This window comes from Adhaeribacter terrigena (assembly GCF_016623615.1).
Taxonomy (GTDB): Bacteria; Bacteroidota; Bacteroidia; order Cytophagales; family Hymenobacteraceae; genus Adhaeribacter_A; species Adhaeribacter_A terrigena.
Map to the genome: position 1 here is coordinate 1 of NZ_JAEHFX010000008.1, position 24,206 is coordinate 24,206.

At 45.8% G+C, this 24,206-nt stretch carries 23 protein-coding genes; 9 read left to right on the forward strand and 14 right to left on the reverse strand.

The window, feature by feature from the left end; genetic code table 11:
• Positions 1–470: 470 nt before the first annotated feature.
• The 3 genes from I5M27_RS14365 to ribD all read right to left on the reverse strand — a co-directional run bounded on the left by I5M27_RS14365 (position 471) and on the right by ribD (position 2,732).
• Positions 471–995: an energy transducer TonB gene (locus tag I5M27_RS14365; protein ID WP_200507018.1), complete on the reverse strand. Its 525-nt coding sequence runs from the start codon at positions 993–995 to the stop codon at positions 471–473.
• A 29-nt stretch (positions 996–1,024) separates the two neighbouring features.
• Positions 1,025–1,507 (reverse strand): GAF domain-containing protein, encoded by a 483-nt coding sequence (locus I5M27_RS14370; RefSeq protein ID WP_200507019.1) that lies wholly within the window; start codon positions 1,505–1,507, stop codon positions 1,025–1,027.
• Between the two features lie 187 nt (positions 1,508–1,694).
• The gene (gene ribD, locus I5M27_RS14375) at positions 1,695–2,732 is read right to left on the reverse strand and encodes a bifunctional diaminohydroxyphosphoribosylaminopyrimidine deaminase/5-amino-6-(5-phosphoribosylamino)uracil reductase RibD (protein ID WP_200507020.1); all 1,038 of its coding nucleotides are present in this window, start codon (positions 2,730–2,732) and stop codon (positions 1,695–1,697) included.
• Between the two features lie 189 nt (positions 2,733–2,921).
• Here ribD and prmC point away from each other — a divergent pair, with 189 nt between their 5' ends.
• The 6 genes from prmC to rfbA all read left to right on the forward strand — a co-directional run bounded on the left by prmC (position 2,922) and on the right by rfbA (position 9,485).
• Positions 2,922–3,788 (forward strand): peptide chain release factor N(5)-glutamine methyltransferase, encoded by an 867-nt coding sequence (prmC, locus tag I5M27_RS14380; RefSeq protein WP_200507021.1) that lies wholly within the window; start codon positions 2,922–2,924, stop codon positions 3,786–3,788.
• Positions 3,789–3,958: 170 nt separating this feature from the next.
• Positions 3,959–5,251, forward strand: coding sequence for a nucleotide sugar dehydrogenase (locus I5M27_RS14385; RefSeq protein ID WP_200507022.1), 1,293 nt, complete (start codon positions 3,959–3,961; stop codon positions 5,249–5,251).
• Between the two features lie 18 nt (positions 5,252–5,269).
• Entirely contained in the window at positions 5,270–6,310 is a 1,041-nt protein-coding gene (gene galE / locus I5M27_RS14390; protein ID WP_200507023.1) for a UDP-glucose 4-epimerase GalE, read from the forward strand.
• 11 nt (positions 6,311–6,321) lie between these two features.
• Complete coding sequence (gene rfbB, locus I5M27_RS14395; RefSeq protein ID WP_200507024.1) at positions 6,322–7,368, forward strand: dTDP-glucose 4,6-dehydratase; 1,047 nt, start codon at positions 6,322–6,324, stop codon at positions 7,366–7,368.
• A gap of 140 nt (positions 7,369–7,508) precedes the next feature.
• On the forward strand, positions 7,509–8,510 hold the full coding sequence (locus I5M27_RS14400) for an SDR family oxidoreductase (RefSeq protein ID WP_200507025.1): 1,002 nt from the start codon (positions 7,509–7,511) through the stop codon (positions 8,508–8,510).
• A gap of 96 nt (positions 8,511–8,606) precedes the next feature.
• On the forward strand, positions 8,607–9,485 hold the full coding sequence (gene rfbA / locus I5M27_RS14405) for a glucose-1-phosphate thymidylyltransferase RfbA (protein ID WP_200507026.1): 879 nt from the start codon (positions 8,607–8,609) through the stop codon (positions 9,483–9,485).
• 178 nt (positions 9,486–9,663) lie between these two features.
• Here rfbA and chrA read toward each other — a convergent pair whose 3' ends face one another.
• Together chrA and I5M27_RS14415 are read right to left on the reverse strand one after the other, a co-directional pair.
• A complete protein-coding gene (chrA, locus tag I5M27_RS14410) occupies positions 9,664–10,836 on the reverse strand; it encodes a chromate efflux transporter (protein WP_200507027.1) in 1,173 nt (390 codons plus the stop codon).
• A 113-nt stretch (positions 10,837–10,949) separates the two neighbouring features.
• Positions 10,950–11,924: an isopenicillin N synthase family dioxygenase gene (locus I5M27_RS14415; protein WP_200507028.1), complete on the reverse strand. Its 975-nt coding sequence runs from the start codon at positions 11,922–11,924 to the stop codon at positions 10,950–10,952.
• A 105-nt stretch (positions 11,925–12,029) separates the two neighbouring features.
• On the opposite strand from I5M27_RS14415, the gene I5M27_RS14420 reads away from it, so the two are divergent.
• On the forward strand, positions 12,030–12,869 hold the full coding sequence (locus tag I5M27_RS14420) for a hypothetical protein (RefSeq protein ID WP_200507029.1): 840 nt from the start codon (positions 12,030–12,032) through the stop codon (positions 12,867–12,869).
• Positions 12,870–13,147: 278 nt separating this feature from the next.
• Here the strand turns inward: I5M27_RS14420 and I5M27_RS14425 are convergent, their stop codons facing one another.
• Entirely contained in the window at positions 13,148–15,052 is a 1,905-nt protein-coding gene (locus tag I5M27_RS14425; RefSeq protein WP_200507030.1) for a hypothetical protein, read from the reverse strand.
• A 457-nt stretch (positions 15,053–15,509) separates the two neighbouring features.
• Between I5M27_RS14425 and I5M27_RS14430 the strand changes: the two genes are divergently transcribed.
• A complete protein-coding gene (locus I5M27_RS14430) occupies positions 15,510–17,543 on the forward strand; it encodes an OmpA family protein (protein WP_200507031.1) in 2,034 nt (677 codons plus the stop codon).
• Positions 17,544–17,670: 127 nt separating this feature from the next.
• Here I5M27_RS14430 and I5M27_RS14435 read toward each other — a convergent pair whose 3' ends face one another.
• From I5M27_RS14435 to I5M27_RS14465, 7 genes are all read right to left on the reverse strand, one after another.
• A complete protein-coding gene (locus I5M27_RS14435) occupies positions 17,671–17,898 on the reverse strand; it encodes a VF530 family protein (RefSeq protein WP_200507032.1) in 228 nt (75 codons plus the stop codon).
• Positions 17,899–17,951: 53 nt separating this feature from the next.
• Positions 17,952–18,332, reverse strand: a complete 381-nt coding sequence (locus I5M27_RS14440) for an SRPBCC domain-containing protein (RefSeq protein ID WP_200507033.1) — start codon at positions 18,330–18,332, stop codon at positions 17,952–17,954.
• Positions 18,333–18,356: 24 nt separating this feature from the next.
• Entirely contained in the window at positions 18,357–18,824 is a 468-nt protein-coding gene (locus I5M27_RS14445; protein ID WP_200507034.1) for a CYTH domain-containing protein, read from the reverse strand.
• Between the two features lie 90 nt (positions 18,825–18,914).
• On the reverse strand, positions 18,915–19,247 hold the full coding sequence (locus I5M27_RS14450) for a DMT family transporter (protein ID WP_200507035.1): 333 nt from the start codon (positions 19,245–19,247) through the stop codon (positions 18,915–18,917).
• 72 nt (positions 19,248–19,319) lie between these two features.
• Positions 19,320–19,886, reverse strand: a complete 567-nt coding sequence (locus I5M27_RS14455; protein WP_200507036.1) for a Crp/Fnr family transcriptional regulator — start codon at positions 19,884–19,886, stop codon at positions 19,320–19,322.
• Between the two features lie 14 nt (positions 19,887–19,900).
• Positions 19,901–20,908: a flotillin-like protein FloA gene (gene floA, locus I5M27_RS14460; protein WP_200507037.1), complete on the reverse strand. Its 1,008-nt coding sequence runs from the start codon at positions 20,906–20,908 to the stop codon at positions 19,901–19,903.
• A 205-nt stretch (positions 20,909–21,113) separates the two neighbouring features.
• A complete protein-coding gene (locus tag I5M27_RS14465) occupies positions 21,114–21,590 on the reverse strand; it encodes an NfeD family protein (protein ID WP_200507038.1) in 477 nt (158 codons plus the stop codon).
• A 362-nt stretch (positions 21,591–21,952) separates the two neighbouring features.
• Here I5M27_RS14465 and I5M27_RS14470 point away from each other — a divergent pair, with 362 nt between their 5' ends.
• The gene (locus I5M27_RS14470) at positions 21,953–22,525 is read left to right on the forward strand and encodes a hypothetical protein (RefSeq protein ID WP_200507039.1); all 573 of its coding nucleotides are present in this window, start codon (positions 21,953–21,955) and stop codon (positions 22,523–22,525) included.
• 102 nt (positions 22,526–22,627) lie between these two features.
• Here I5M27_RS14470 and proS read toward each other — a convergent pair whose 3' ends face one another.
• The gene (proS, locus tag I5M27_RS14475; protein WP_200507040.1) at positions 22,628–24,106 is read right to left on the reverse strand and encodes a proline--tRNA ligase; all 1,479 of its coding nucleotides are present in this window, start codon (positions 24,104–24,106) and stop codon (positions 22,628–22,630) included.
• Between the last annotated feature and the right edge of the window lie 100 nt (positions 24,107–24,206).

A 24,206-nucleotide genomic window follows, 5' to 3' on the forward strand; every position in this document is an offset into this window, starting at 1 on the left:
GTGGGAGAGTAGGTAGCCGCCAACCCCATTTATCCAAAAACCCCAACTTAGAAATAGGTTGGGGTTTTTGCGTTTGGGAGCTTTACAAGGGTTTATGATAGGAGTTTTTAATGCTAAGCAATACCATTTACAAAAGGATAGGAGTTACTAATGTAGAAGACAGCATTAAAGTATTCCAATTTTTTACTCAGTTCAGAAAAGAATTGGGTATTACCGAAATGAACTATTTGCTAAGCTTTAAGTTTCAGAGCCAAATCAAATACCGTTAAATTAATCATTTATACTTCCGAGGTTATTTTGACCTTACTATTTCGCCTGATTCAATTACTGTGTTTATTCTCTCTTATTATTTTAATATTAGTCACAAACAAAAGCGCTATGACTTTTCGTTGAGAAAGTCATAGCGCTTTTGTTAATAAATCAGTTTCTTAAAATCCTGAATTGCCTATAAGTTGATTAAGTTAAAAACCTTAATGGCCATGTCCACTAAAGGGTCCGGGAGATAATTTAATGACAGGAATTGCCTGCTTTTCTTTTAATGCTTTTTGATAAGGAATTAAGCTGAAATCAATGGCAACGTAATAAGTGCCATCAAAATTATCACGCATTTTATTTTGCCAATATTTGAATTCTCTAAGAATATATGCAGAAGCTTTTTGCATGCTTTCCAGGCCTGATTGATTAAAAAAATCAAATTCACCCCGAACTATCCGAATATGATCAAGGACACCTTTTTTGTAATTAAAAGCAATAATGACATTTCCTTCTACGCCGTTCCTTTCAGCAATGCTTGGATACATCAGATTAGAGCTGATCAAGGTACATACATTTCCCTCAATTCTTTGCCAAACCTGAAATTGACTGTCCGAAATCTTAAAACTACTATCTGCCCGTAACGTACCATTATTGGAATACAATGCCGACCATTCGTGTTTCTGGCTCATTGCAATATTGGGGATACATATCAGAAACAATACAGAGAGTATGATTTTCATCTTAAGGAATTTAGAATTTTAGTTTTTGATTAAAACCAGGCAGTCATGATCTTAGCTAGTTTCTCCAGGTAAACTTTGTCCGTTTCATCAAAATCATTAAGTTGATCGCTGTCTACATCCAACACCATTACTACTTCACTGTTTTTAAAAACAGGAACCACAATTTCTGATTTAGAAGCGCTGCTGCAGGCAATATGGCCAGGAAAGGCCTCAACATCTGGTACCAGAATTGTGGCTTTCTGCGTGTAGGCAGCACCGCAAACCCCTCGGTTAAAAGCAATACGCGTACAGGCTACCGGCCCCTGGAATGGCCCTAGAATCAACTGATTATCTTTAGTTAAATAAGCGCCTACCCAAAAGAAACCGAAAACTTCCTTCAAAGCTGCCATCGTGTTCGAAAGATTCGCGATCAGGTCTGTTTCGCCGGAAGTTAAAGCTTCGAGCTGAGGTAAAAGTTGTTCGTATTTTTCAGCTTTTGTGCTGCCTGGATTTATAGCAATGGTTTCGGCCATGATATTTAATGTGCTAACGATTTAAGGTAATAATGAGAAAGGTGAAAATGAATTACTTAGATATTATGTCTTCTAACGGCTTTCAGCAGTTTAAAGACAGAAAAGACTACCCTTTTAAAAGTAAATGTGTATCAGGTGTTCGCTTGCCCAGGTTTTTGACCCTAAAGTATAGAAGCGAAATTCAATATTAAACATTCCGGTGCAAAAACAACTGGTTTTCGCCAATTGAAGTGGTTTCAGCAAGCTTATGCAGCGAAAGCTCCGGGGCAGGAATTCCGCTTCCTAAACGTTCGGAACTTCGAAAAACGCGGGCTTCATCCCAGGTTCCGGCCTGTAAAAATGCTTTCAATAAAAATGTTCCGCCTTCAACCAATACTGATTGTATTTGTTTTTGGTGTAAATGGTAGAGCATTTGACTTAAAAAATTGGCTTCCAATTCTAAACGTACAAGTTCCAGGTTTTCGTGTAAAACTTCATCGCGCTGGAAGTTTAATACGATGGTCGGCTGGCTTTTATCGAACAAATGCAAATGTGGTGACAAACTCAAATTTTTATCAATTACCAGGCGCACCGGAGGCGGGCCGAACCATTCGCGGATGCTTAGTTTTGGATTATCGAATTTAGCTGTATTGGATCCGACAAAGATTGCTGCTTCTTCAGTTCGCCATTTGTGGACCAGGTTTTTGGCAAGGGATCCGGAAATGGCCACTGGTTCATAGTTTTCTTTCGCAATAAAACCATCGGCAGTTTCTGCCCATTTCAAAACAATATAAGGGCGTTGTTTCTGGTGAAAACAAAAGAACCGCCGGTTTAAAACGCTACCTTTTTCAGCTAAAAAACCGCTTTGTACAACAATTCCAGCCTCCCGGAGTTTAATGATGCCGCGTCCTGCTACTAAGGGGTTTGGATCCTCGTTGCAAATGATCACCTTCTGCACGCCGTATTTTATGAGCAGATCTGCACAAGGAGGAGTTTTTCCGAAATGCGAACAAGGCTCCAGGGTTACGTAAACCGTACTTTCTTTCAGCAAATTTTTATCTTTTACCGAAATTATGGCGTTCACTTCCGCATGGGGCCCGCCAAATTTCTGATGCCAGCCTTCACCAATTATTTGGTTGTTGTGCACAATTACGCAGCCCACCATGGGATTCGGGCGCACGAAACCAGCCCCATTTTCGGCTAGTTCCAAAGCCCGTTGCATAAAAAGTTCGTCGGCGGAAGTCATTGCTTATAATAAAAGAATGAAAGTAGAAAGATAACAGTTGAAGCTGAAAAGAAAAACGGGTAGGCTAATTCGGTCAAAAAAGGCTAGGATTTTGAGGTTAAAAACTCACGGCAAATTGATTCCAGGCCATGCAAATCATTAAAATTCCTTCTACCTTTATCTTTCATACTTCTTATTAAAAATATTACTGTGAAAAAAACGCAGGAACTCATAAATCATATCCGCACTACGCTTGCCAGCATTTATGAAGAACCCGAAGCTTCGGCAATTGCTTTTGCCGTAGCCGGAAATGTTTTAGGCCTCAGCCGTTTGGAACTCAGCATGCAGCGCCACGATCTGGTTCCGCATGAAGCCGAAGAAAAAACCGAGAAGATCGTTCAGCGGCTTTTAAATCATGAACCGCTCCAGTACGTATTGGGAGTGGCGTATTTTATGGATCTGGAGCTGAAAGTTACGCCTGCCGTTTTAATTCCGCGTCCCGAAACCGAAGAACTGGTTGGGCTAATCATAAAGGAAAACCAGCATCTGCCCGAGCTACATATTTTGGATATTGGAACCGGCAGCGGCTGTATTGCCATTTCCCTGGCCGAAATATTAGATTGTACCCAGGTTTACGGTCTGGATATTTCTGAAAAAGCGTTGGAAGTAGCCCATGAAAACGCCCTGAAATACAGCCAGCCAGTGCAGTGGATTCATGCCGATATATTCTCCGATAAAGTACCGCTAAAGGCGCACAGTTTAGATATAATTGTTAGTAACCCGCCTTACGTTTTGGAAAACGAAAAACCAAAAATGCGCAGAAACGTATTGGACCACGAACCACACCTGGCTTTATTTGTACCCGATAACGATGCCTTGCTTTATTACAAACGCATTGCGGAAGTCGGAAAAAAATGGCTCAAGCCCGGCGGGAAATTATATTTCGAAATAAATGAACAATTTGCCGATCCGTTACTGGAAATGCTTCGGAATCAAAAATACCAAAGTCTGTCCATTAGCCGCGATTTATTTGGGAAAGACCGTTTTGTAAGTGCGGCGTTGCCTGCCAAAAGTTAAATTTCCCATCACATAATAATTCAGGAATTTTAAGGATTTTCTTCTAAATTTGTTCGCCGTTAAAGTGTTGCGGCCGCTGGTAAGGTGTGTTTGAGTAAAAAAGCTATGATTTTAGCCCTCAAAAGTCATCCCACAATTACAATCAGAAACAAATAAAATAGCATAAAACTGTGTACGAAAAATTAGTAAACAAAGAAGCAACTCTGGCCGTGATCGGTTTAGGTTACGTTGGCTTGCCCATTGCTTTAGAATTTGCCAAAAAAATAAAGGTTATCGGTTTCGATATCAACGCCAAACGCGTGGAGATGATGAAAAATAATATCGATCCGAGCGGCGAACTGGAAGCCTCTGCTTTTGAAGGAACCGATATTACATTTACCGATAATCTGGACGTGCTTCGCGAAGCGCAGTTTTTTATTGTAGCCGTACCTACGCCAATAGATGAGCACGCCATGCCAGATCTGAAACCCTTGCTTTCGGCTTCTAAAACGGTAGGCAAAGTGCTGAAAAAAGGCGATTACGTAGTGTATGAATCTACCGTTTATCCGGGTTGTACCGAAGAAGATTGTATTCCGGTTTTAGAACAGGAATCCGGCCTGAAATTCCACAAAGACTTCAAAGTGGGTTATTCCCCGGAACGCATCAACCCCGGCGATAAAGAGCACACGCTCACTAAAATTATAAAAGTAGTTTCCGGTTGCGATGCCGAATCTTCGGATATAATTGCTAAAACTTATGAATTAGTAGTAGAGGCTGGCGTACACCGCGCGTCATCTATTAAAGTTGCTGAAGCGGCCAAGATCATCGAAAACACCCAGCGCGACGTAAATATTGCGCTCATGAACGAGCTTTCGCTGATTTTCGATCGCCTGAACATTAACACGTACGAAGTTTTAGAAGCAGCCGGTACGAAATGGAACTTCCTGAAATTTTCGCCGGGTTTAGTAGGCGGTCACTGCATTGGAGTAGATCCTTACTACCTGACTTACAAAGCCAAAGAACTAGGTTACGATGCCAAAGTAATTCTGAGCGGCCGCACCACCAACGACAATATGGGCGCTTACATTGCTAAAAAAGCCGTTCAGTTAATGGTAAAGCAAGGCAAAGATATTTCCAAAGTTAAGGTGCTGGTAATGGGCGCTACTTTCAAAGAGAACGTAGAAGATATCCGCAATTCTAAAGTCGCCGACGTGATCAAAGAACTGAAGGATTTCAGCGTGAACGTAGACGTAGTAGATCCGCACGCCGATTCGGAAGAACTAAACCATGAATACGGTTTCAGCCTGGTAGAAAAACCAGGTAATGAGTACGACGCCGTTATTGTAGCCGTAAACCACAAAAGTTACCTGAATTTAGACGAAAAATATTTCGAGTCTATTACCACTGAAAATCCGGTGGTGATGGATATTAAAGGCATTTACCGGAATAAATTCAGCAATGGCATGCTGTACTGGAGTTTGTAATAAAAGGAGAAAATAAGATTGAATAACAGCAAAAAAATATTGGTAACTGGCGGCGCCGGCTTCATTGGTTCCCACGCCGTGGTAGAACTGACCGAAGCCGGTTTCGAGCCGGTGATCGTCGATAATTTTTCCAATTCGCAGGAAAGCGCATTGCGCGGCATTGCCGAAATTCTGGGTCAGGAAGTAAAATGCTACCGGACTGATTGCACAGATGCACAGGCCTTACGCGAGGTTTTTGCTTCGGAAAAAGACATTGCCGGGGTTATTCATTTTGCTGCTTATAAAGCCGTTGGCGAATCGGTAAAAGAACCGCTGAAGTATTACCATAATAATGTTGGTTCTTTGGTAGCGCTGCTGCAGGTTATGGAAGAATTCAGGGTGAAAAACCTCGTTTTCTCGTCGAGCTGTACGGTTTATGGCATTCCGGATGAACTTCCGGTTACGGAGGCTACGCCGGTTAAAAAAGCAAATTCACCATACGGCAATACCAAACAGATTTGTGAAGATATTCTTTCTGATTTGGCTGATAGCGGCACTGAAATCAAAACGATTGCGCTGCGGTATTTCAACCCGATCGGCGCACATGCTTCTGCGAAGATCGGCGAATTGCCTCTAGGCGTTCCCAATAATTTGGTGCCTTTTATTACCCAAACTGCTGCCGGCATCCGCGAAAAGTTAACTGTTTTCGGTAACGATTACGATACCCCGGACGGAACTAACATCCGCGATTATATTCATGTAGTAGATCTGGCCAAAGCGCACGTGGTAGCTATTAACAAATTGCTATCCGGAAACGCCGAAAAACTCGAAGTTTATAACGTAGGCACCGGCGAGGGAAACAGCGTTCTGGAAGTAATTCAGGCATTCGAAAAAGCTTCCGGCCGGAAACTGAATTACGTGATCGGGCCGCGGCGTGAAGGCGATGTGCCCAAGATCTATGCCGACGTAACCAAAGCTACGAGTGAACTTGGTTTTAAAACCGAAACCAGCCTGGAAGATTCCCTGCGCAGTGCCTGGAACTGGCAAGTAGCCTTAGAAAAAGAAACGGTATCGAAATAGCATAAAAAAGTATGAAAATCCTGATCACCGGCGGCGCCGGCTTTATTGGTTCACATGTGGTACGTTTGTTTGTTACCAAATATCCGGAATACCAGATATTCAACCTAGATAAACTAACCTACGCCGGGAATTTGGAAAACCTGAAAGACATCGAAGATCAGCCGAACTACACCTTTATTAAAGGCGATATCGTGGACGAAGCTTTCATGAACGAGATTTTTCAGGAAAACCAGTTCGATGCCGTAATACATTTAGCTGCTGAAAGCCACGTAGACCGCTCTATTACCGACCCGATGGCTTTCGTAAAAACGAACGTTATTGGTACCTGCAACCTGTTGAACGCGGCCCGCGAAACCTGGAAAGGAAATTACAGCAAGCACCTGTTCTACCACGTTTCTACCGATGAGGTGTATGGCACGCTGGGCGAAACCGGCATGTTTACCGAAGAAACCAAATACGATCCGCATTCCCCTTATTCGGCTTCCAAAGCTAGTTCCGACCATTTCGTGCGCGCGTATTACGACACGTACGGCATTCTGGTAAAAGTTTCGAATTGCTCGAACAACTACGGTCCGAACCATTTCCCGGAAAAACTGATTCCGCTGGCAATTAACAATATTCAGAACATGAAACCCGTGCCGGTTTACGGCAAAGGCGAAAATGTGCGCGACTGGTTATTTGTGAAAGATCATGCTACCGCTATCGATGCGGTTTTCCATAAAGGCAAAGTGGGCGAAACTTATAACATTGGCGGCGTAAACGAATGGAAGAACATTGACCTGATCCGTTTGCTGTGCGATACTATGGACGAAAAACTGGGCCGTGAAAAAGGTACTTCCCAGAAACTGATCACCTTCGTAACCGACCGCGCGGGCCACGACCTGCGCTACGCCATCGATTCTTCCAAGATCATGAACGAATTGGGCTGGAAACCATCGGTAACGTTTGAAGAAGGCTTAGCAAAAACCGTAGACTGGTACTTAGAAAACCCGGAGTGGCTCAAACACGTAACTTCCGGCGCTTACCAGCATTACTACGAAGAACAATATAACCGATAGTTTAATTAGAAATTAGAAATTCAAAATTAGAAATGGTTGAATCAATCTTCGACTTTTGGAGGTCCAAACCATATCGTTTTCCAGCGTTCTGATTAAATTAATTTCTAATTTCTAATTCGTAATTTCTAATTAAATAAACAGTGTACGAACATCCTTTCCATAACGAACCGCTCGGCAAGCTGCGTTTTTTAGTAACCGGTGGCGCGGGTTTTATCGGCTCCAATCTGGTAGAATATTTACTGAAGTACAATGCCGGAAAGGTGCGTGTGCTCGATAATTATTCTAACGGCTATTTTAAAAACATTCAGCAATTCCTGGATAACCCGGCTTTTGAATTGATGGAAGGAGATATCCGCGATCCGGAAGTTTGCCAGCAGGCTTGCGAAGGGATGGATATTGTATTGCATCAGGCAGCTTTAGGTTCTGTTCCGCGCAGCATTAACGACCCAATTACGACCAATAATGTAAACATTGGCGGGTTTGTGAATATGCTTACAGCGGCCAAAGATCAAAAGGTAAAGCGTTTTGTTTACGCCGCTTCCTCCTCTACTTATGGCGACAGCAAGGCATTACCAAAGGTTGAAGATAAAATTGGCAAGCCGCTCTCGCCTTATGCCGTTACCAAATATGCCAACGAGCTTTACGCCGATGTTTTCGGAAAAACCTACGGCATGGAAATAATCGGGCTGCGCTACTTTAATATTTTCGGGCCGCGCCAGGATCCGAACGGGGCGTATGCGGCAGTAATTCCGTTGTTTATAGATGCGGTAATGAAAAACCAGCCCCCTAAAATGAACGGCGACGGTGGGCAGACCCGCGATTTTACTTTCGTAGAAAATTGCGTGCAGGCCAATATTAAAGCGGCTTTAGTAGTAGAACCGGAAGCAATAAACCAGGTTTACAACATTGCCGTTGGCGACAGAACTTCGCTCAACGACCTGTTCAACATCCTCAAAGAAGAAGCCAAAACTGATATCGAACCAATTTACGGCCCCGACCGCGCCGGCGACATCCGCGACAGCTTAGCCGATATCTCCAAAGCAAAAAATCTGCTTGACTACAATCCGCAGGTACGCATCCGGGAAGGTCTGCAAAAGACGTATCAATGGTTCCTGAACAACCAGGAATTTATTTATAACTAGATCAAATTGCTAAATGGCTTAATTATTAAATTGTTGATCACCTTTCTCAGAAATGTCAACCATTTAACAATGCAACAATTAAACAATTAGAAGAAAATGAAAGGCATAATCCTGGCCGGCGGTTCCGGCACCCGTTTGCACCCCTTAACCTTAGCCGTAAGCAAGCAGTTAATGCCGGTTTACGATAAGCCGATGATCTATTATCCGCTGTCTATTCTTATGATGGCCGGTATCCGCGAAATTCTGATCATCAGCACGCCGCACGATATGCCGATGTTTAAAAAGCTGCTTGGCGATGGTAAGAATCTGGGCTGTGAATTTACCTATGCCATTCAGGAAGTGCCGAACGGACTGGCGCAGGCGTTTGTAATTGGTGAAGAGTTTATCGGGAACGATAAAGTGGCCTTGGTTTTAGGCGATAATATTTTCTACGGAAGTGGCCTGGCTGAGCTCCTGCAAAGCAACAATGATCCGGATGGCGGCGTGGTGTATGCCTATCATGTGCATGACCCGGAGCGTTATGGCGTAGTAGGCTTCGATGAAAAAAAGAATGTGCTTTCCATTGAAGAAAAACCGGCCAACCCAAAATCAAATTATGCGGTGCCGGGCTTGTATTTCTACGATAACGAGGTGGTAGAAATTGCCAAAAATCTGGAGCCAAGCCCGCGTGGTGAATACGAGATTACCGACGTAAATAAAGAATACCTGCGCCGGGGAAAACTTAAGGTAGGCATCCTGGGGCGTGGCACGGCCTGGCTCGATACCGGTACGTTCGATTCTTTGATGCAGGCCGGAAATTTTGTGCAGATCATTGAAGAGCGTCAGGGTCTGAAAGTGGGTTGCATAGAAGAGATTGCCTGGCGGATGGGTTTTATTTCTACCGATGAACTACAGGAAATTGCCAGACCATTAACGAAAAGCGGCTATGGCCAATATTTACTGAATCTGGCCGAAGAGAAAGTTTTCAGCGCCTAAAAACGGTATCCTTTTTAACAGAAAAACCCGCAGCATTAATGGTTGCGGGTTTTTTTGTTTGAAAAAATCATCGGTTTCAGAAGTAAATGCTACACGGAAAGCATTTGTAAATGCTATGGTTTTTAAGCCTGGAAGTAAGATTATAAAATGCTATGGTTTTCGGTAATAAAATTGCCGTTTATGGAATGAACAAACCCAGCAATAAACCCAGAATGATCAGGAATGGCGGCGGAACTTTCGTCCAGAGGAGTACCGCGAACGTGATAACCACAATGCTGATGTTCAGCCAGTTCGTTTCTATTGGGTGAAAAAGTAAAATCGCGGCCGCACAAACCATTCCGGAACTTACCGCATTTATTCCTTCCAGCGAGGCTTTTACTACGCGGTATTTTTTCAGTTCGTTCCAAAAGCGGATCACGAAGAAGATAAAGAACGTACCGGGAAGAAAAATGCCGGCCGTGCCCGCGATCGAACCTAAAATCTGTCCGCCTACGCCATAATCGCGCATGGCTAAAGCGCCGATGTAAGGCGTAAAAGCGAAAACGGGGCCCGGCAAAGCTTGTAAAAACGCGTAGCCCGAAAGAAATTCTTCGGAAGTTAAATACTGTTTGAACTCTACAAATTCCGTAAAAAGCAGCGGGATAAGCACCTGTCCGCCCCCAAAAACCAGGGTGCCGTTCCGGTAAAAGTTCTCGAAAAGTAAGATGGCCCGCCACTTGGTTATGCTACCCAAAACGGCCGCCGTAACCAGCACCGCCACAAAAAGAATAAAGTTGCTCCATTCTATTTTCAGCTTTTTATCGGGTTCCAGCGGATGATTTTTGAAACGAATGGCCGTAACGGCGCCACCCGCCAATAGCAGCACCGGAAAAACCCAGGGCGAACGAAAGAAATAGGAGAGAATGGCAGAAATAACCATCAGCCCGATGCCGGTTTTGCTTTCAATAACTTTGGTGCTGATCTTATAAGCGGCAAAAGCCACAAAACCAACCGCAATGGGTTGAATATAACGGGTAAAGTGCAGCGAAATATTACGGTTCTGCAGAAACGTTACCGCCAATGCCGCCAGGGTCATAAAAATAAAAGCCGGAATGATCCAGACCAGTAAAGTAAGGTAAGCCAGGTTCGGGCCGCCTAAACGGAAACCGATTGCCGTAAGGGTTTGGGTGGAACTGGGGCCAGGCAGGATCTGGCAAAGGGCGTTGAGTTCAACGAGTTCTTTTTCGGTGAGGTAACGCCGTTTTTCGACCAGCAATTTGAACATCATAGCCACATGCGCCTGCGGGCCGCCAAAAGCAGTAAGCGCCAGGATCAGTACATCCTTCAGAAAAATATAGTGGCGAAGGCTCAAAAACTACGTTGGTTAGTCAGTGTTTGAAAAAGCCCGAAAAACGGTAGGGTATTTACTGAAAAAAGTAGAAACCCTGATTTGGTGTCCCCAGGATTTCTACTTTAAGAATACAGTTATTTCTTCAATAATCCAAGTTCAATTAAGCGCTCGGTTAAGTATTCGCCGGCGGTGGCATCCGGATATGCTTTTGGGTTTTGCTCGTCGATGCAGCTTTCCAGGCAGGTCAGGTCCATTTCGGAACGCGGGTGCATAAAGAACGGAATAGAATAACGCGACGTGTGCATCAGTTCGCGCGGCGGATTTACTACGCGGTGAATGGTAGATTTAAGTTTGTTGTTGGTTAAACGCGCCAGCATATCGCCTACGTTCACCACAATCTGCTCCGGCAGCGCCGTGATCGGGATCCATTTGCCATCGCGGCGCAATACCTGCAAACCATCGGCCGAAGCGCCCATCAGCAGCGTGATCAGGTTAATGTCGCCGTGTTCGGCGGCGCGAACAGCATCGGCCGGCACGCTGTCCGGATTTTCGATCGGGAAGTAATGGATCGGGCGCAGAATGCTGTTGCCGTGGTAAACTTTATCGTCGAAATAATTTTCATCCAGGCCTAAATAAATGGCCAGGGCGCGCAGAATTTCTTTACCGGCGTTTTCCAGCGCTTTATAAGCCGCCAGGGTGGTTTCTTTAAATTCCGGAACTTCGGCAGGCCAGATATTGGCCGGGTAATCTTCTTTTTTCAGCTCTTCTGCGCTAAGCTCCTGGCCTACGTGGTAGAATTCTTTCAGATCGCCGGTATTGCGGCCTTTGGCGTGTTCCTTGCCTTTGCCTACGTAGCCGCGTTGACCCGCTAAAGCCGGGTTCTCGTATTTTTGCTTTACATCGTCGGGCAGGTCGAAGAATTTTTTGGTGGAAGCGTACAGACGGTTTGAAAGATCATCGGAAAGACCATGATTGCGTAAAGCAATAAAGCCAATATTATTGTAAGCCGCTCCGAGTTCCTCTACAAATTTCTGCTTACGAGCCGGGTCTCCGGAAAGGAAATCGGCAAGATCCAGCGATGGTATTTTATCTAATAATTTCTCGCTCATGGTAAATATTAGTAATCTTTAAAACATAAATTGTCGTACCTCGCAAGGTAAATAAAAATTTCATAACTTGAGAGCCCAAACGGTACTCCTTTAACTAAAAAAACTATGAAGAAACATTATTCCTTATTCCTTGCCGGGTCGTTTATGCTGGCCTTTTCTGCCTGCGATACAACCAAGCAAACTACTAACGAAACCACTACTACTCCAAACGGCACCCAAACGGTAGCACAGCAACCCGCCAACGAGGTGATGGAAAAGAACGGCCTGAGAGTTTATTCCTTCGATGATTCGCCGAAAATGGCTGAAGCAGCCATTAGATTGGTAGAACCCGTTACCGGGGCTTCGCTGCCAAGCAGCGCGGTTAATTTTCAGTACGAAATAACCAATTTTAAGCTTACCGACATGACCGGCCACGATCATTCCAAAGAAATGGCCAATTCCATGCAAGGGCAGCACATTCATAATATTGTTGACAACGAGCCTTACACGGCGCACTACGAAACCAAATTTACGAAAGATGTAAAAGCCGGAAACCACGTGGTGTTGTCGTTTTTATCGCGTTCTTACCACGAAAGCCTGAAGCACAAATCGGCTTACGACCTGCGTACTTTCTCGATAGGCAAGCCTAAAGAAGCCAATACCTTCGATTTAAATGCGCAGCACATGTTCTACAGCCGCCCGAAAGGCGAATACGTTGGCAACGACACCAAAAAGGTTATGCTCGATTTCTACCTGGTAAACACCGATCTTTCGCCGGAAGGCAATAAAGTACGCGCTACCATTAACGGCACCGAATTTATGCTGAACCGCTGGTTGCCATACACCATCGAAGGCCTGCCAATGGGCGAAAACAAGATCAAACTCGAACTGCTGGATAATGCCGGTAACGTAATTCCGGGCCCGTACAACACCGTAGAGCGCACTATTACGTTAAAAGCAGCTTAACTAATGTGCTGATTTTTTAATGTGAAAATGTGCTAATGATCTGATTGTTAGCTGATCTAAACATTTGCTGATAAAAAAAGGGGGTTCCGGAAACGGAAGCCCCTTTTTTTTGCTTAAAAACGGTTGGGTTTTTACAGGAAAAAGTCTGAACCGGAAGCAAGAACCTCACAAGCTTTAAAGACCTGTCAGGTTTAAAAACGCGATCCCAAAACGCTATTCTTTCAAGCTTTAAAAGTCATTTACTAATTTCCACATTAGCACATTAATCCATTAACACATTATTTCCCATACCGCGAAAAGCGTAAAGGCCAGTGCACGGAAACATCAAAATACGGGTACCAGTTCTTTTGATCTGCAGCGAGTTCTTCGGGGGTAAAGGTGCTGCCTAAATACGGAATATCGGCGGTGCGGTAGGTTTTGAAAGTATGCAGGCGCTGCAGCCATAAGCTGGCATAAACCCGCATGTTTTTGTGCGTACGACCTTCGTAACTAATTTCCGGACCATGCTGGCGCGTAACCTGGTGCAGATAAATAAGCGCCGGCGTTTCTCCCGGAATGCTTAAACCTGCTTTGCTACGAATGCGCTGCTCAAAATACCGGTAACCACCCCGGAAACTACTGTGCATTTTTCTGCCCGAAACCGCTTTTTTAGCAAACAAAGCCAGCGTATTGCTTATGGTAGTATCCAGAGGGCTTTCTGAAAAACGTTCCCAGTTCAAAAGCCCCAGGCGGTTTTCGCGGCGGTAATATTCCAGTTGCAAGGCCAGTTTTGGGGTAATATCGTAGCGGAATAAATGCGTTTGGTTAAAGGTGCGGTTGGCGCGGTTTTTCAGTTGTTCGGAAGTTAAGCTGCGCACCTGGTAATTGGCCTGTAACTGCATCTGCGCATCCCAGCTGAATTTGCCCGGCGCCCACACAAAACCCGGTTCGTAAAAAAGGCTGCGTTCGGTATAGTTTTCGGCACTTTGCGCGGCTTTTATAAAAACGTATTGCTTGTAGGCGCCCACCAAACCAAAGTTCGTCCGGAAATTCGGGCGCCAGCGGGAAGTAAATTGCAAGCGGCTTTCGTAGAAAACTTCGTCGCGGTCCTCGTTGTTTTCTTCGCTGGGCGTATTTACCCGCAAAAGTTCGCCCTGATTCTGGGTAGAAACGCTATGCTTTTCGGTGAATAACCAGGTAAGGCCCGCGCCCCATGAAGTGGTATTTTGCAGCAGATCTTTTAAAAGATCTTTGGAAGTGGCGTAGCGGCGGTTTCTTTCCCGGTAGCCTAATTGCAGATTTCCGCGCAGTTTCTGGGTCTGGTAAAGCATTTCCTGAAGCGTTTCCAGCTCAAACTGGTCGTACCGGGAATCGGCAAGGGGAGTCGTGTTTTCGGTTAAAGGCTGGTAAGAAAATGTGCGTTTGGGCAAAGCCAGGCGGTTGGAGCTCCGGAAAGCCAGCGCGCTGGTGATGTTGTAGGTGCCGGTAAAATAAAGGGCCACCGTATCGCTCTGGATGCGCTGCACGTTGTTGCCGGTATAATCTTCGGTGCGGTTCTGGCGGTATTCGCCGCGTAAACCAATGGCGGCAAAAGTACTGAACTGCTTATCGTAACGGGCATCGGCAATTAAGCGCTGAAACGTGCGGGGCAAAAGGCTGGCGCGGCTGAAAAAAATATTTCCGGAAGCCGATTCCAGGTCTGCGGGCTGCGACCAGCCGGCCAGTAAACTGCCGCCATATTCCGGACCGGTATCGCTGCGCCGGCTGCGGGAATCGCGGCGTAAACCGGCAAAAACGCTGTATTGCATTTGCCAGTCGGGCAGGGGCTTAAGCAAAAACCGAACATGTTCGGTAAAGCTGGCTACCTCGGTCTGGCTGGCGCGGTTGTTCTGGTAAAACACTTGTTCTTCCAAAGCCCAGTTCTTCCGGAAATTCCAGCTATGCATTACGTTGGCCAGGTAATCTTCGCGGGTAAAAGGGTTTTCGGCTAAAGCAGTATTATAAACATGATCCTGACCGAGATAATAACGCAACAGGTGCTTTTTATTTACGCTGTCGGCCCCGGCCAAAAAATTCCGGAAGGAAAACGTGTTAATGCCAATCCGAACCGCTTTCATCTCGTAAACGGCCGTGCTGTCCGGAATAGCCGCTTTTAGAGCCGGAGCCAGAAAAAGCAGAAATACAAAGGCAAACAGTCTGGACACGGCAAAAAACAATTTTCCTAAATTACTGATTCTGCCTCAAGGCTGCAAATCTCCTTAGTTAGGGCGTTAAAAGCCGGAATTGTAACCGGGTGCACGTGAGGAAGTAGTTTGGTTTGAAAAACGCTATGCTTTCGGAGCCGAAAACTAAAATCCGTTCGCCTTTTTTCTTAAGTCCCGGTAAAACGCTATCAGAAAACATCCAAAAACTGCTCTTGCTCCGGATAAATTTTCCGGCCTCAGGCAACCAGATTTTTAAAACGCTTGTCTTCTCATTTTAAATAAAGCAACAAGAGTTGCTGGATTAATTTGTGGAATAGCGTAAATATTCAGCTATCGTCTTTGTTTTTTGCGGTAAAGCGTGCAAATTTAAAACCGAAGATTTAACACAAATTTTGGAACCTGCTCCTGGGCATCTGTGTCTTGAAACTGTGCAATTTTATACCTGAACTCCTGATTTATGCCTAAAAAATTACTTGTAGCAATAATTCTGCTTTTGGCAGCGCACGTTGCTTCGGCCCAGAAATACGTATGGGCCTGGAAAGTGCATAAAGTTTCGTCGCAGCGCGCAACCGGTAAAGATCCTTTTGCCCCCGACCAGGTGTTAGGCGAACCGAATGCACTGCCTTTGGGCGAACCGAACAGCCAGGCATGGAGCCCGAAAAAAGACGACGAAAAAGAGGAATTCATCGAGATCCGGTTTGTAAAATCGTTGGTGGCGCGCCAGGTTTCGGTGGTAGAAAATGCCAACCCCGGCACAGTAACCAAAATTGAGCTGATAGATACCGGCGGCAAACCGCACGAAGTGTATACCAACAATAAACCCGGGCCGCTATCGGTGAGGCATCGCGTGCTTTCGGTTGCTTTTCCGGCCGCCAAATACCGCACCATTGGCGTTCGCGTTACCATGAATACGGCCGCGGTGGGCGGCGTAAATCAGATAGATGCCATTGGTATTGCCGATACCGAAGAATCTTTCGTGAAAAAGGAACTGAAAGGAAAGCAGGAAATTGCCTTCGATACGGTAATGGAAAACATTGGCGAAACCGTAAATTCCATGTACACCGAAACGCGCCCGGTAATTTCTTCCGATGGTAAAACGCTTTTCTTTGCCCGCCAGAATCACCCCAAAAACACGGGGGGTACCAGCGATGGCCAGGATGTATGGTATTCGCCGGTAACAGATCCGAAAGAACAAACCTGGGGCCCGGCCCGGAACTTAGGCAGCCCGATCAACAACAGCGGCAACAACGGGGTAACTTCGGTTTCCGCCGACGGCAACACCTTGCTGCTCATCAATACTTATAATCCCGACGGCACGATCAGCCCGGAAGGCGCTTCGATCAGTACGCGTACCAAAACCGGGTGGAGTTTGCCCGTGAAGCTGAATATTCTGAATTACTACAATAAATCGAACGAAAATGTAGATTACTTCCTGGCTAACTCGGGCAAAACCCTGCTCATGGCCGTAACCCGCAACGATGGCGTAGGCGGGCAGGACCTGTTTGTGAGTTTTCTGCAGAAATTCGGGGTTTGGAGCAAGCCTTTGAACCTGGGCAAAACTATTAATACCAGAAAATCGGAATTTGCGCCTTTTCTGGCCGCCGATGGCAAGACTTTATTCTTTGCTTCGGATGGGCATAAAGGCTACGGTAAAAGCGATATTTTTTACTCCAAGCGCCTCGACGATACCTGGCAAAACTGGAGCACGCCGCTCAATCTGGGGCCGAATATCAATTCCAAAGACTGGGATGCTTATTATACCGTGGCGGCCGCCGGCGATTATGCTTACCTGGTTTCCACGCGTAACGGTACTGGAAATTCCGAAGATATTTTTAAAATTAAACTGGTTTCGCAGTTCAAGCCCGAGCCGGTAATTCTGGTAACCGGAAAAGTGCTGGACGCGAAAACTCAAAAGCCGCTCGAAGCCAAGATCGTGTACGAAAGCCTGGTAACCGGCGAGGAATTAGGCGTGGCGCAAACCAACCCCGTAGACGGTTCTTACACCATCGTATTGCCTTCCGGCACGAGTTATGGTTATATGGCCGAGGCCGAAGGTTACATTGCCGTAAACGAAAACATAGACGCTACCGAAACCACCAAATACACTGAAATTAACCGCGACCTCTATTTGGTGCCGTTCGAAGTTGGGGCTAAAATTACGCTGAACAATATTTTCTTTGCCCAAAGCCGTTCTTTCCTGCGCGAAAGCTCTTATTCAGAACTCAACCGCCTGGTAAAGATCATGAAAGATAACCCGGCTGTAACCATTCGCCTGGAAGGCCACACCGATAACCAGGGTGATTCCAAACTGAATATGCAGCTTTCGATAGACCGCGTTAATGCCGTAAGGAAATACCTGGTAGATAAAGGCATCGAAAAGAAACGCATCGAAACCGTAGGCTTCGGCGATAGCCGGCCGGTAGCCAGTAACGTGAAAGAAGAAACCCGCCGCATGAACCGCCGCGTAGAATTTACCATCCTGAAAAAGTAGGAAAGCCCCATTTAGGTGTTTCTCCAATATCGGTTTAAAGTAAAAAGTAAGGCCTGCATTTCAGAAATGCAGGCCTTACTTTTTACTTTAAAAATGCTACCGTTCCGGACTTGAAAATGCGGTGCAATTATTTCTTTTTGTTCGTTACGTAATGCACGTACAGGTCTTCTACCTGCTTGCGGGCCCAGGGCGTAGCGCGCAGAAATTTCAGGCTCGATTTTATGCTCGGATCGTGGGTGAAGCAGCGGATGTTGATCATGTTGCCCAGCATTTTCCAGCCGTAAAAGCCTACCAGTTCGCTGATCACGTTTTCCAGGGTTTTGCCGTGCAGCGGGTTATTGGGTTGCGTTTCCATCTCTTAATTTTTTGCGGTCTTCAGACTTTTTATGCCCGAAAGCCTACCGTTTTTTAACCTTCGTAGAAACCAATTAAGGCGCCGAAATAACTTTCATCCCAGCCTTCGGAAATATCCTGAAAGGCTTCGTCGGGAATATTGGTGTGGCGCAATTCTGCCGAAGTGCCGTATTTGTGGGGGTGCAGCTTTATAGTTACGATAGAAGGTTCTTCCTGTTCGCCGAAATACCATTCCTGCACAATTTTTTTACCGGCCTCAAATTCCAGGTTCTTGCCCGCAATGCTGCCATCCCAGAGCGAAAATTCGGAGCCGGGTTCGGTGCTCATTTCCGCCGGATCGCCGGTCCAGATTTCGAGTTCGTTGGGGTTGGTAAGCGCCGAATAAACTTCTTCGGGCTCGGCCGGAATAATGTAGTATTTCTTGTAATCTTTCATGCAGGCAAAATTTAAAGCGGCAATTTACCAGTTTTTATACGGGTTTACCGCCAGCTGCGCATTATAATATTTTTTCTGACCGGTTACTTCTTCCGTTACCCAATCCGGTTTCTCAAATTTTTCATCTTCGCTTTCCAGTTCAATTTCTGCAACGAGCAAACCTTCATTTTCGGCCAGGAATTCGTCTACTTCCCAGGTTTTGCCTTCGAAAATAAGGATGTAACGGTTTTTGATTAAGCTGGTTTCTGCAAACTGATCGAGCAATTCGGTCGCTTCGGTTTTCGGAATCTCATATTCGTATTCCAAACGGCTCGCACCCGTAGTCGCGCCTTTTATGGTGATATAGCCGGAAGTATTGGTAACGCGCACCCGGATGGTTTTTTCAGGATCGGTGTGCAGGTAGCCCTGGCGGAAGAAGTTGGCTTCGGGTTTTTCGAGTTTTTGCCATAGTGTTTTGTCTACCAGGAATTTGCGTTCTATTTCTACAGGCATATTTTAGAGGAAGGAAGAAAGATGAAGGATGAAAGGCAAACCCATTTCAGACTTTTTTGCTATGAAACGCTACCGTTTTCCGGCTAAAAACTACTCGCTGGAAGAAACGAATTTCAAACCAATGATGGAACCGATGAGCAGGAAAATGAAGAACATGCGCCAAAAGAAAACCGGTTCTTTAAAGAAAATAATGCCCATTAAAACCGTTCCTACGGCGCCAATTCCGGTCCAGACGGCGTAAGCGGTGCCCATGGGCAGGGTTTGCGTGGCTTTATAAAGCAGGAACATACTGGCCGTAAGCGAAACGAAAAAACCAACGATCCAGAGGATAGATTCGGTACCGGAAGTTTCTTTGGCTTTGCTCAGGCAGGTGGTAAAGCCTACTTCGAACAAGCCGGCAATAATTAACATGAACCAGGCCATTTTGTAATTGTTTTTGTTTATCGCAAAGGTCGGTTAAAACCCGGGAACAAAATTTTACAAATGTTAAAAAAATTAACTGTTTTCGCTCCGGATGCGGCTTAAGGTAACCTGGGTAACGCCTAAAAACGAAGCAATATGACCTAGTTGCACGCGCTGCAGCAGTTGTGGATTTCTTGTAATCAGTTCGTGGTAGCGTTCCGAAGCCGTTTTAAATTGCCGGGAAATAAAGCGTTCCTCCGTTTTTACGAGCTCGCGTTCAGCCATTTTTCTTCCCCAGTTGGCCAGCGCAATATCGGTGGCAAAAAACTGCTGCAAAACCGCGTGTTCGATCTTGTATAAAACCGAAGCTTCCAGTAATTCAATGTTTTCGTAGCCGGGTTTGCCTGCAATGTAACTGTTAAAGGAAAGCACCGCATCGCCTTCGGAACCGAACCAGAACGTGACTTCTTTCTCATTCTGAAAGCAGAATGCCCGCGCAATTCCTTTTTCAATAAAGTACAGGTTCCGGTCCGTTTTTCCGGCTTTAAAAAGCAAATGTCCTTTGGGGAGCTCCACTTTTTGCAGCGAATCCGATAGCGTTTTCAGCGACGTTTCCGGCAACGGATAATACGCGCTGATCCGGGAAAGCAGGGCCTTCAAAGTTGTAAAAGATCTTAGCTCTGGCGGCCTTCTTCGCGGCCCGGTTTGGTGCTGCCCGAGCCGCCTTCCGGATTGGCAATGGAATCGCGCATGCCGGTGTCGGCCTGAATGTTGCGCATTTTGTAGTAATCCATAATTCCTAAGTTGCCGGAACGGAAGGCTTCGGCGATGGCTCTTGGCACTTCGGCTTCGGCTTGTACTACCAGGGCTTTGGCTTTCTGGGTTTCGGCGCGCATTTCCTGCTCCACAGCTACGGCCATGGCGCGGCGTTCTTCGGCGCGGGCTTCGGCTACTTTTAAATCGGCGTTAGCCTGGTCGATCTGCAGTTTCGCCCCAATGTTTTCTCCGATGTCCACGTCAGCAATATCAATAGACAGAATTTCGTACGCGGTGCCCGCATCCAGGCCTTTTTGTAAAACCAGTTTCGAGATCTTATCCGGATTTTCGAGTACTTCTTTATGCGATTTAGACGAACCGATGCTCGTTACAATGCCTTCGCCAACGCGCGCTAAAATGGTTTCTTCGCCGGCGCCGCCTACTAACTGGGCAATATTGGCTCTAACCGTAACGCGGGCTATAACAATTAACTGAATACCGTCCTGCGCAACTGCGGCCACATTGGGCGTGTTGATCACTTTCGGGTTTACGGAAGTGGTTACGGCTTCAAAAACGTTACGGCCAGCTAAATCGATAGCAGTTGCCTGTTTAAAACTTAACGGAATGTTGGCTTTGTCGGCGGAAATTAAAGCTTTGATAACGGTTGGCACGTTGCCGCCGGCCAGGTAATGCGTTTCGAGTTCGGAACTGGTAATGTGAATGCCGGCTTTGGTACTCGTGATCATGGAGTTCACAATTAAGCTCGGCGGCACTTTCCGGATGCGCATAAAAACCAGATCGAACAGGTTGACTTTTACGCCCGAAAAAAGTGCTGTGATCCAAAGGTTGATCGGGAAAAAGTACAGGAATACCAGAAAAAGAATGACAATTCCGGCAATAAGAAACGCGGGGGAAAGATTATCCATAGTTTATATTTTCGTTGTTCGTTGTTCGTTGTTCGTTGTTCGTTGTTCGTTGTTCGTTGTTCGTTCGATTTTGGGGCATACAAGTTAGGCAGAATCCGGCAACCCATAACGCATAAATTCAGCCCAAATGCTTAAAAAATACGATGGCTTTAGGTGGAAAAAACAGTCTGCAATTCAGGCATTTAGCCATTCAACCATTACACAATCAGGCCGTTTGAATAGCCCGCTCCACCACGATTCTATGCGGCTCGACCTTCAGAATGCGGATCGCAGTATCGGTTTGAATGAATTCGCCGTTGGTGGTTACTTCAAACGTTTTGCCGTGGAAGTATCCGGTTCCGGCGGGGCGTAAAGCAGAAAGCGCTTTGCCGACCTCGCCTACTTCTACAGCCGGGCGGTCATCTTCATTTACCCGTGCTTTGTTTACCGTAGTGAGGGTGAAGCGCTGCCAAGTTTGTTTTTTCAGCCCGAAATAAACGGCGCCCGCCGTAAGCAGCACCGAAATGCCGAGCATCCAGTAACCATAAACCAGCCCCAGGTCACGGAAACCAAGCCAGATACCAATAGCCATTAAAATAATGCCGGCTAACCCAACCAGCGTGGTGCCGGGCACCAGTACAATTTCCACTACCAGCAGCAGAATGCCAAAAACCAGCAGCGAAACGATCGTGATCCATTCCATTTTTATTCCGAAAACTATGATTTGTTTAAAGATACGATTTTCCAGGGGAAAAGAAATCCTCCGCGCGGGTTTTCAGGCTTAATCTGAAGTAACATGTTTTCTGATATTTTAAGACAGGTTTAGAAACGAGGAAAACTGTTATGCTTTTTCTGTCCCTTGCCATAGTTTTTTTCATTCCATGTATAAATTAAACCGGGCTGAAAAGTCTGATGTGTTTTGTAATAATTGCCTGTTTTGCAGATTTTTATGGCTGCGCCTGTTGTTGCCTTGAGGTCTGATTTCGATAAAATTTGGTTTGTGTTGGGGGAAATAAAGTATTTACTTTTAAGCATTCCCGAAACTACAGATAATCCAGACTTCGCATGGAAAAGAAACTTTTACTTTTTTGCCTGTTTTTGATAGCGTTTTCCGGAAAGGTTTTGGCGCATGAAGTTGAAGTTGATTCTGTTGTAAATTCGCAATTTTATAGGAATTCAGTTTATGCCGAATTGTTAGGCAATGGGGTTTTTGGCTCGCTGAATTATGAAAGGTTATTCTGGATTCCTGCTTCTGAGACTACGGTTGCAGCTCGGGTAGGTGGATTATTACTTGAAGCTGGACAAGTAGGAGGAACGTTCGAATATCAAATGATTGCTGTTGGTGAGGTTACTTTTTTCTCAGGGAAAAGAGCTGTGAAATTTGAATCTGGTTTTGGTGTCACCGTTTATACTGATTCACAGGGCTATAATGAAGCTTATGGGCATTCAGGTAATTATTGGGAGTTTATTCCGGTTCTCAGGATTGGTGCCCGGTGGCAACCAAGAGCTAAACCATATTTAGTCCGGCTTGGATTTACGCCTTTATTTTTCGGGGATGATTCTCCCGTTTATAAATTTCCGGTTGTTCCTTTCGGCGGCCTGAGTTTTGGTTATAGTTTCGGAAAGAGGCATAAATGATTGAAGCCATAGCATTTTCCTGAAAACAAAAAACCTTCCAGGTTTTCAAGACCTGGAAGGTTTAGATAAAGCAGTTTTTCCGCTTAAAATGCTACCGTTTTTCTAATAGGCTCTGGCAAAGTAAACGCGGCGCGAAGAAGGTTTGCCGGTTACCATATCCACGCCGTTTTCTTCCGGCGTATCTAAGGCAATGCAGCGGATGGTTGCTTTGGTTTCTTCTTTAATGCGTTCTTCGGTTTCCGGCGTGCCGTCCCAGTGCGCTAATACGAAACCTGGTTTCTCGTCTAAAACGCGTTTGAAATCTTCGTAAGAATCTACTTTTACGGTGTTTTCCTGACGGAATTGCAGGGCTTTATTGTAGATGTTTTCCTGGATGTCGTTGAGCAGGTTTTCGATGGTGTTTTCCAGGCCTTCGAGCTGCATGCTTTGCTTTTCTTTGGTGTCGCGGCGGGCCACTTCGGCGGTGCCGTTTTCCAGGTCGCGCGGGCCAATGGCTACGCGCACCGGAACGCCTTTCAGTTCCCATTCGGCAAATTTAAAGCCCGGGCGTTCAGTGTCGCGGTCGTCGTATTTTACGGAAATGCCTTTGGCTTCGAGTTTTTCCTTCAGTTTGCCTACCGTTTCGGAGATCTGCGCCAGTTCTTCGTCTTTGCGGAAGATCGGCACAAAAACTACCTGGATCGGGGCTAATTTCGGAGGTAAAACCAAACCTTCATCGTCGGAGTGCGCCATAACCAAGGCACCCATCAAACGCGTACTTACGCCCCAGCTGGTACCCCAAACGTATTCCTGTTTGCCTTCTTTGTTGGTAAATTTTACATCGAAAGCCTGCGCGAAATTCTGCCCTAAAAAGTGCGACGTTCCGGCCTGCAGGGCTTTACCATCCTGCATCAAACCTTCTATGCAATACGTGTCTAAAGCGCCTGCAAAACGTTCGTTGGGAGTTTTTACGCCTTTTACCACCGGTAATGCTAGGAAATTTTCGGCGAAATCGGCGTATACGTTCAGCATTTGTACGGTTTCGGCTACGGCTTCTTCGGCGGTGGCGTGAGCCGTGTGGCCTTCCTGCCATAAGAATTCGGCGGTGCGTAAAAATAAACGGGTACGCATTTCCCAACGCACTACGTTAGCCCACTGGTTAATGAGCAAAGGAAGATCGCGGTAACTCTGGATCCAGCCTTTGTAAGTGCTCCAGATAATGGCTTCGGAAGTAGGTCGTACTACGAGTTCTTCTTCCAGTTTGGCTTCCGGATCTACGCGTAATTTGCCGGCATTTTCCGGATCGGTCTGCAGGCGGTAATGGGTTACCACGGCGCATTCTTTAGCAAAGCCTTCGGCGTTTTTTTCTTCCGCCTCGAACATGCTTTTCGGGATGAAAAGCGGGAAATATGCGTTGGAGTGACCAGTCTTTTTGAACATATCATCGAGTACGCGCTGCATCTTTTCCCAGATGGCAAAACCATAAGGTTTAATAACCATACAGCCCCGTACGCCGGAGTTTTCGGCCAGGCCGGCACGCTTCACTAACTCATTGTACCAGAGTGAATAATCTTCACTTCTTTTCGGTAAAGCTTTGCTCATAATTCAGTATCTTTGTTAAAGGCAATGCCAATCCGGGAATAGTTATTTTCCGGTATGGATTTTGCGTTATATATTACAGAATATTACAGAAATGGGAATA

Bases quoted from the DNA above. Each gene is read 5' to 3' on its own strand.
- I5M27_RS14365 (WP_200507018.1), bottom strand. From the start codon at position 995: ATGAAAATCATACTCTCTGTATTGTTTCTGATATGTATCCCCAATATT.
- I5M27_RS14370 (WP_200507019.1), bottom strand. From the start codon at position 1,507: ATGGCCGAAACCATTGCTATAAATCCAGGCAGCACAAAAGCTGAAAAA.
- ribD (WP_200507020.1), bottom strand. From the start codon at position 2,732: ATGACTTCCGCCGACGAACTTTTTATGCAACGGGCTTTGGAACTAGCC.
- rfbB (WP_200507024.1), top strand. From the start codon at position 6,322: ATGAAAATCCTGATCACCGGCGGCGCCGGCTTTATTGGTTCACATGTG.
- rfbA (WP_200507026.1), top strand. From the start codon at position 8,607: ATGAAAGGCATAATCCTGGCCGGCGGTTCCGGCACCCGTTTGCACCCC.
- I5M27_RS14415 (WP_200507028.1), bottom strand. From the start codon at position 11,924: ATGAGCGAGAAATTATTAGATAAAATACCATCGCTGGATCTTGCCGAT.
- I5M27_RS14420 (WP_200507029.1), top strand. From the start codon at position 12,030: ATGAAGAAACATTATTCCTTATTCCTTGCCGGGTCGTTTATGCTGGCC.
- I5M27_RS14430 (WP_200507031.1), top strand. From the start codon at position 15,510: ATGCCTAAAAAATTACTTGTAGCAATAATTCTGCTTTTGGCAGCGCAC.
- I5M27_RS14435 (WP_200507032.1), bottom strand. From the start codon at position 17,898: ATGGAAACGCAACCCAATAACCCGCTGCACGGCAAAACCCTGGAAAAC.
- I5M27_RS14440 (WP_200507033.1), bottom strand. From the start codon at position 18,332: ATGAAAGATTACAAGAAATACTACATTATTCCGGCCGAGCCCGAAGAA.
- I5M27_RS14445 (WP_200507034.1), bottom strand. From the start codon at position 18,824: ATGCCTGTAGAAATAGAACGCAAATTCCTGGTAGACAAAACACTATGG.
- I5M27_RS14450 (WP_200507035.1), bottom strand. From the start codon at position 19,247: ATGGCCTGGTTCATGTTAATTATTGCCGGCTTGTTCGAAGTAGGCTTT.
- floA (WP_200507037.1), bottom strand. From the start codon at position 20,908: ATGGATAATCTTTCCCCCGCGTTTCTTATTGCCGGAATTGTCATTCTT.
- I5M27_RS14465 (WP_200507038.1), bottom strand. From the start codon at position 21,590: ATGGAATGGATCACGATCGTTTCGCTGCTGGTTTTTGGCATTCTGCTG.
- I5M27_RS14470 (WP_200507039.1), top strand. From the start codon at position 21,953: ATGGAAAAGAAACTTTTACTTTTTTGCCTGTTTTTGATAGCGTTTTCC.
- proS (WP_200507040.1), bottom strand. From the start codon at position 24,106: ATGAGCAAAGCTTTACCGAAAAGAAGTGAAGATTATTCACTCTGGTAC.